This is a genomic window from Saccharopolyspora sp. NPDC002686 (assembly GCF_040295745.1).
Lineage (GTDB): Bacteria > Actinomycetota > Actinomycetes > Mycobacteriales > Pseudonocardiaceae > Saccharopolyspora > Saccharopolyspora oryzae.
Window position 1 is genome coordinate 1 of the sequence record NZ_JBEOVY010000414.1, and the last position, 6,227, is coordinate 6,227.

Annotated in this window: 4 protein-coding genes; 3 read left to right on the forward strand and 1 reads right to left on the reverse strand. The window is 70.3% G+C overall.

Annotation, left to right across the window (positions count from 1 at the left end; genetic code table 11):
- Nucleotides 1–148 precede the first annotated feature (148 nt).
- Nucleotides 149–3,391, reverse strand: a complete 3,243-nt coding sequence (locus ABTZ89_RS34150; RefSeq protein ID WP_351052638.1) for a glycosyltransferase — start codon at nucleotides 3,389–3,391, stop codon at nucleotides 149–151.
- A gap of 227 nt (nucleotides 3,392–3,618) precedes the next feature.
- Here ABTZ89_RS34150 and ABTZ89_RS34155 point away from each other — a divergent pair, with 227 nt between their 5' ends.
- From ABTZ89_RS34155 to ABTZ89_RS34165, 3 genes are all read left to right on the forward strand, one after another.
- A complete protein-coding gene (locus ABTZ89_RS34155) occupies nucleotides 3,619–3,852 on the forward strand; it encodes a hypothetical protein (protein ID WP_351052629.1) in 234 nt (77 codons plus the stop codon).
- Nucleotides 3,842–5,320: a sensor histidine kinase gene (locus ABTZ89_RS34160; RefSeq protein WP_351052632.1), complete on the forward strand. Its 1,479-nt coding sequence runs from the start codon at nucleotides 3,842–3,844 to the stop codon at nucleotides 5,318–5,320. The genes ABTZ89_RS34155 and ABTZ89_RS34160 overlap by 11 nt, the downstream gene beginning before the upstream one ends.
- 122 nt (nucleotides 5,321–5,442) lie before the next feature.
- A complete protein-coding gene (locus tag ABTZ89_RS34165) occupies nucleotides 5,443–6,120 on the forward strand; it encodes a response regulator transcription factor (RefSeq protein ID WP_351052635.1) in 678 nt (225 codons plus the stop codon).
- The last annotated feature ends 107 nt before the right edge of the window (nucleotides 6,121–6,227 follow it).

A 6,227-nucleotide genomic window follows, 5' to 3' on the forward strand; every position in this document is an offset into this window, starting at 1 on the left:
GAATAGTGCTGCGCAACGGTTCGACCGTGGGCCGTTCCGTGGGTGTGTCGTTGGCGGAGGAAACCCCGCACGACCTGAACAACTGATCGTGCTGCTGGAGAGCGCGCGGGCGGAGGGGGTCTGACACGCCGACGGTGCGTGGGGCAGGTCAGGCTTCGTGGGTGGTGGTTTCGAGGAGGGCTCGGACGGTGGCTCGGGAGACGTCCGGGCCGAACTGGGCCGCGATCCCGGACTTGCCCGCTTCCGCCAGGCCGCGCCAGGTCTCGTCGTCGGTGAGCAGACTGGTCACCGCGGCGGCCAAGCCCGCCGCGTCGTCGGCGACCAGCACCTCCTTGCCGTGCTCGAGGTGCATGCCCTCGACCGCCACCGAGGTGCCGACGACCGGCACGCCGAGGCTGAGGCTCTCGCCGACCTTGCCCTTGACTCCCGCGCCGAACCGCAGCGGTGCCAGGGTCACGCGGCTGCTGGCGTAGTGCGGCTCCAGCTCAGCGACCCAGCCGTGCACCTCGACGCCGGGTCCGGCCAGCGCGCGCACCTCGTCGGTCGGGTTGCTGCCGATCACGTGCAGCACCGCGTCCGGGCATTCCTCCCGCACCAGCGGCATGATCTCGCGAGCCGCCCAGCGCACCGCGTCGACGTTCGGCGGGTGGTCGAAGCTGCCGACGAACAGGACGTCCTTGCGCCCTTCCGGCTGCGACGGGCTCCAGTCCACTTCATGCACGTTGGACAGCACGCGGACGTCGGCTTCGGGCACGAGTTCGCGCAGCAGCTCCTGCTCGGCCCCCGACACCACCAGCGTGACGTCGCAGGACCGGGCCAGCCCGAGCTCCATCTGCTTGGACGCGAACGCCTTGCGCCGCAACGCTTCCGCCTTGGCCGCGTCGCCCTGCTGCTCGGCGACCTCGGCCTGCCGCTCCAGGCGGAGGAAGTGCACGTCGACCGTGTCGTAGGCGATCACCGCCTGCGGCGCGCAGGTGCGCAGCTCCTCCACCAGGCTCCACGCCACCTGCGGGCGGGACAGCAGCGCCAGCGAGATCTCGGAGCCCGCTTCGTGCAGGAACGCCTGCTGCAGCTCAGGTGCCGGCAGGACGGTGACGCCGAGCTGCTGGAGCTGCGTCGTGTAGGGCTCCAGGTGCGCGTGGTTGGCCGGGAAGAACACCACGCGGCAGCCGAGTTCGACGAACTGCTCCAGCACGCGGCGGATCCGCACCGAACCGGAGTCGAAGTCCGGGCGCGGCACCTGGTGGTCCTTGACCAGCACGATCGGGCCGTGGTGGCCGCGGGTGCCGCGGTGGCGGGCCAGCCAGAGGTTGCGCGGCGAGGCTTCCGGCAGGTGCTCGGCGGTGAGCGTGTCCGCCCACTTCTCGACGAACGCCTTGCGGTTGATCTCCTGGTGCTTCTTCACGCCGGTGCTGAGGTCGGTGCCGTTGGACACGCCTTCGTGGTGCACCACGACCGCCTTCGGCTGCACCACGGTCCGGTAGCCGGCCGCGCGCACCGCGAAGGCCAGGTCGGTGTCCTCGTAGTAGGCCGGCGCGTACCGGGTGTCGAAGCCGCCGACCTGCTGGAACACGTCGTTGCGGACCAGGATCGCCGCGCCGGAGCAGTAGTCGACGTCGCGGACCACGTTGAACTCGGCGCCACCCGGATCGGTGTTGCGGCCGTAGTTCCAGCCGTTGCCGTCGGCCCACACGATGCCGCCGGCCTCCTGCAGCCGGCCGTCCGGGTAGACGAGCTTGGCGCCGACCAGCCCGATGCGCTCGTCGGAGCGCATCGTGTCCATCAGGACGTCCAGCCAGGACTCGGTGACTTCGGCGTCGTTGTTCAGGAAGAACAGGTAGTCGCCGCGGGCGTGCTCGGCGCCGAGGTTGCAGGCGCCGATGAAACCGAGGTTGCGCTCGGCTTGCACCAGCCGAACGCCTTCGCAGGCGGCGAGCTTCTCGGCGCTGTCGTCCGGGGACGCGTCGTCGACGACGATCACCTCGAACGGCACGGACACCAGGTGTCCGCCGAGGAACCGCAGGCACTGCCGGGTGTAGGGCCACTTGCCGTGCACCGGCACGATCACGCTGACCAGCGGCTGGTCGCTGCGCGGCACCGGCAGCGGGCCGGTCTCCACGGCCTCCGCGACCTCCGGGACGCCCGGCTTGCGACCGAGGACGATCTCGTACGCGTCGCGGCGCGCGGTCCCCCGCGGCGCCACGCGCTCCACGACCTTGCGGTACTTCGTCACCGCGCGCTGCACCAGCGCCGAGTTCTGCGCCGCCAGCTCGGCGTTCGCCGCGCCGAGCTCCGCCGCCTGCCGCTCGGCGTCCGCTGCGCGTCCTTCGAGCCGCGCGACGGTGTCGCGCAACCACTCGATCCGCGCCGCGTCGCGCTCCGCGCTCTGCTGGCGCTCGTGCAGCTCGCCGCCGAGGCGGTCGAGTTCGGCTCGCAGCTTCGCCTGCTCGCGAACTCCCTGGTCGGCGCGCTGCTCCTCGCTCTTGCGCAGGTCTTCGAGCCGCTGGATCGCGGTCTTGAGCTCGTCGGCTTCGCCGCGGCTGCGCTGGTAGAGCTCGTTGAGCTTGGCGACGTCGGCGACCGCGGCGTCGCGCTGCTCGATGATCGGCGCCGCGTCCGCGCCGCGGCGGGCGAGGGTGAGCTGCGCGTCGGTGAGCACGGCCGCGGCGGGCAGCTTCGGCAGGTGCTTGTCGGAGGCGACGCCCAGCAGGTAGGTGTGCGGCACGCCCTGCTGGACCGTCCAGGCGTTCTCGCCGGGTTCGATGGTCTGCAGGCGGACGCCTTCGATCGCGGTGTCCGGGTCGCCGGGGTCGGCGGGGGTGAGCAGCGAGCCGACGGTGACGTTCTGCTTCAGCACCGCGACGTGCCGGAACGCGCCCTCCAGCAGGGTTTCGTACTCGTCGGCGGTGAGTTCCTTGACGTGGTACGGGTTTTCGTTGCCGTGCTCGTGGGTGTAGACGGCGGTGTCCGGGGTGCTGCTGAAGAACAGCCCGCCGCGCACGAGGCGGGACTTGATCAGGGCCAGCACCGCGTCGTGGTCCTCGACGTGCTCGATGGCCTCGAAGCAGACGACGACGTCGAAGGGCTTGGCGTCTGCGAGCAGCTCGGGGTCGGTGATCGAGCCGACCTGGAAGCCGACGTCGCGGCTGCCGTACTTGCGCTGGGCGTGCTCGACGGTGTTGGGGTCGATGTCGACGCCCACCACCTCGGCGCCCTCGGCGGCCAGCAGGGCGGCGCCGTACCCCTCGCCGCAGGCGAGGTCGAGCACCCGCTTGCCCTTCACGAACCGGGCGGCCAGTGCGTAGCGGTGGTAGTGCTCGTAGATGACCTGAACGTCCTCGGTCCACGGCACGCACCGCTCACCGGTCCACTCGATCAGGCGCTCGTCCATCGGGTCCTTCGACACGTACCGCAGGCTATCGCCCGGATCCGCGCCTCGTGGCGTTACGTCGGAACCTGCGCTGGTACAGAACCACAGTTTCAATTGAAACTGCGAATCCCAGGCACGGCGGAGCACAGTTTCGATTGAAACTGCGGTGCAGGACGGCCCGGCGGAGATGAAAAACCTCTCATCCGGGCTTCATGTCGTTCGTCCGGCCAACGGGACAGAGTGGTGGCATGAGGTCGGTTCCCAAGGCGGTTCTGCTGATCGCGGCGATGGCGTTGCCCATCGCCGCGGTGCTGGTGAGCTTCGCGCTCACCGACGGACCGCGCACTCCTGAAGTGCCCGCCACCGTGCAGATCGGCAGTTCCCCCGGGCCCGCACCCACCGCGGCACCGCCGTCGTCCGCAGCGGAGCTCCCGCCGCCCGCGCCGGATGACGACGACGATGACGACGACCATGACGACTGAGCCCGCACCGACCCGGTCGCTGCCCAAGCTCCCCACCCGCCGCGGCACCCGCGTCCCGGCGCGCGCGCAGATCATGGGCTGGATGCTGCTGGTGCTGGTCGTGGTGCTGCTGGCGGTGATCCTGATCGTCCGCTCGTTCCTGCACAACGACGTCGACGACCAGGCCTCGGCTTCGCTGGAGCAGGAGGCGCACGAGTTCGCCACGTTCGCCGCCACCGGTCGCGACCCGCGCACCGGGCAGCTGATCAGCACCCCCGACGTGCTGTTCGACTCCTACCTGCGGCGCCAGTACCCGGACCACGACGAGGCGCTGATCGGCGTGTGGCGGGCGCCCACCGGTCTGCGCACGCTCGCCCAGGAGCAGGACGACGAGATCGAGCGGTTCGCCGAGGATCCGGCGATGGTGCAGCGGATCGTCGACGCGCCGGGCAACTACGGCGAGCAGGACACCCCGCTGGGGCGGATGCACTGGGTGAAGGTGCAGGCCGAGTCGGAGCACGGCGATCCGGCGTGGTTCATCGTCCAGCGCTACACCGACGGGGCGATGGCCGAAGCGGACCGGACCGTGCAGCTGCTGCTGCTGGTCAGCGGGATCGGCGTGGCGCTCGCGGCGCTGTCGTCGTGGGTGATCGCCGGGCTCATCCTGGCGCCGGTGCGGGCCGTGCGGCAGACCGCGGCCGAGATCACCGAGCACGACCTGACCAGGCGCATCCCGGTCGAGGGCCGGGACGACATCGCGGCGCTGGCCGACCAGTTCAACGCGATGCTGGACCGGCTGGAGGACGCCTTCCGCATCCAGCGCCAGTTCGTCGACGACGCCGGGCACGAGCTGCGCACCCCGATCACGATCGTGCGCGGCAACCTCGAGCTGCTCGGCGACGATCCGGCGGAGCGGGAGGAGGTGGTGCGGCTGTGCACCGACGAGCTGGACCGGATGACCCGCATCGTCAACGACCTGCTGATGCTGGCCAAGGCCGACCGGCCGGATTTCGTCACCCCCGCCCCGGTCCCGCTGGCGGAGCTGACCAGCGACATCGAGGCGAAGGTCCGATCGCTGGCGGACCGCCGCTGGATCCTCGCCGACATCGGCGAGGGCGACGTGGTGCTCGACGAGCAGCGCGTCACCCAGGCGATGGTGCAGCTCGCGCAGAACGCGGTGCAGCACACCGAGCCCGGTTCGGAGATCCGCATCGGATCGTCCCTGGTCGACGGCACCGTCTCGCTGTGGGTGGCCGATCAAGGTCCGGGCGTCGACCCGTCCGAGGTGGAGAAGATCTTCGACCGCTTCGCCCACGGCAACAGCCAAGGCAAGGGCGGCGCCGGCCTCGGCCTGGCGATCGTCAAGGCGATCGCCGACGCCCACCACGGGCGAGTGCGAGTCCTGTCCGAACCAGGCCACGGCGCAACCTTCCGCCTCGAACTACCCGCCGTACCCCCGAACATCCCCACCGAGGACCCCAAGCCATGAGTCCCCAGCCCAACCCAACCGCACCTCAGGGGACCGTGACGCAAACCAGCCACAAGAAACAACGAAATCGCAAGATCACTCCAAACCGCGACCACCACTGTGAATCGCGGAGAGGCGGGACTGTGGAGGCGGGACTGACCTTGAAGATCCTGATCGTCGAGGACGAGGAGCGGATCGCCGCGTTCATCGAGAAGGGGCTGCGCGCCAACGGTTTCACCACCACCGTCGTCGGCGACGGCGACACCGCGCAGGACTACCTGCTCACCGGCGATTTCGACCTGGTCGTGCTGGACCTGGGGCTGCCGGGCAAGGACGGGTTCTCGGTGCTGCGGGCGGTGCGCGCCCAGCACGTGACGGTGCCGGTGATCATCCTGACCGCGCGGGACACGGTGCACGACACGGTGGCCGGGTTGGAGGGCGGCGCGGACGACTACATGACCAAGCCGTTCCGGTTCGAGGAGCTGCTGGCGCGGGTGCGGCTGCGGTTGCGTCCGGTGGACCGGGTTCCGGAGGTCACGGTGCTGCGCGACGGCGAGCTGTCGCTGGACCTGCGCACCCGGCGGGCCCAGGTGCCGGGGGGCACGGTGGACCTGACGGCGCGGGAGTTCGCGATGCTCGAGCTGTTCCTGCGGCACTCGGGCCAGGTGCTCAGCCGCGAGCAGATCCTGTCCCACGTGTGGGGCTACGACTTCGACCCGGGTTCCAACGTCGTCGACGTCTACGTCCGCGCCTTGCGCCGCAAGATCGGTTCGGAGCGCATCAGCACGGTGCGCGGCATGGGCTATCGCCTCGGCACCTGACCAGGAATCGCTCCGTAGTTCTTGCGCATCATGACCGTCACCTTCGGCACGGTCGCCAGCGACAGCGCGTTCATCCAGTTGATGACCTTGCCGACGATGCCGCTGCG

Bases quoted from the DNA above. Each gene is read 5' to 3' on its own strand.
- ABTZ89_RS34150 (WP_351052638.1), bottom strand. From the start codon at position 3,391: ATGGACGAGCGCCTGATCGAGTGGACCGGTGAGCGGTGCGTGCCGTGG.
- ABTZ89_RS34155 (WP_351052629.1), top strand. From the start codon at position 3,619: ATGAGGTCGGTTCCCAAGGCGGTTCTGCTGATCGCGGCGATGGCGTTG.
- ABTZ89_RS34160 (WP_351052632.1), top strand. From the start codon at position 3,842: ATGACGACTGAGCCCGCACCGACCCGGTCGCTGCCCAAGCTCCCCACC.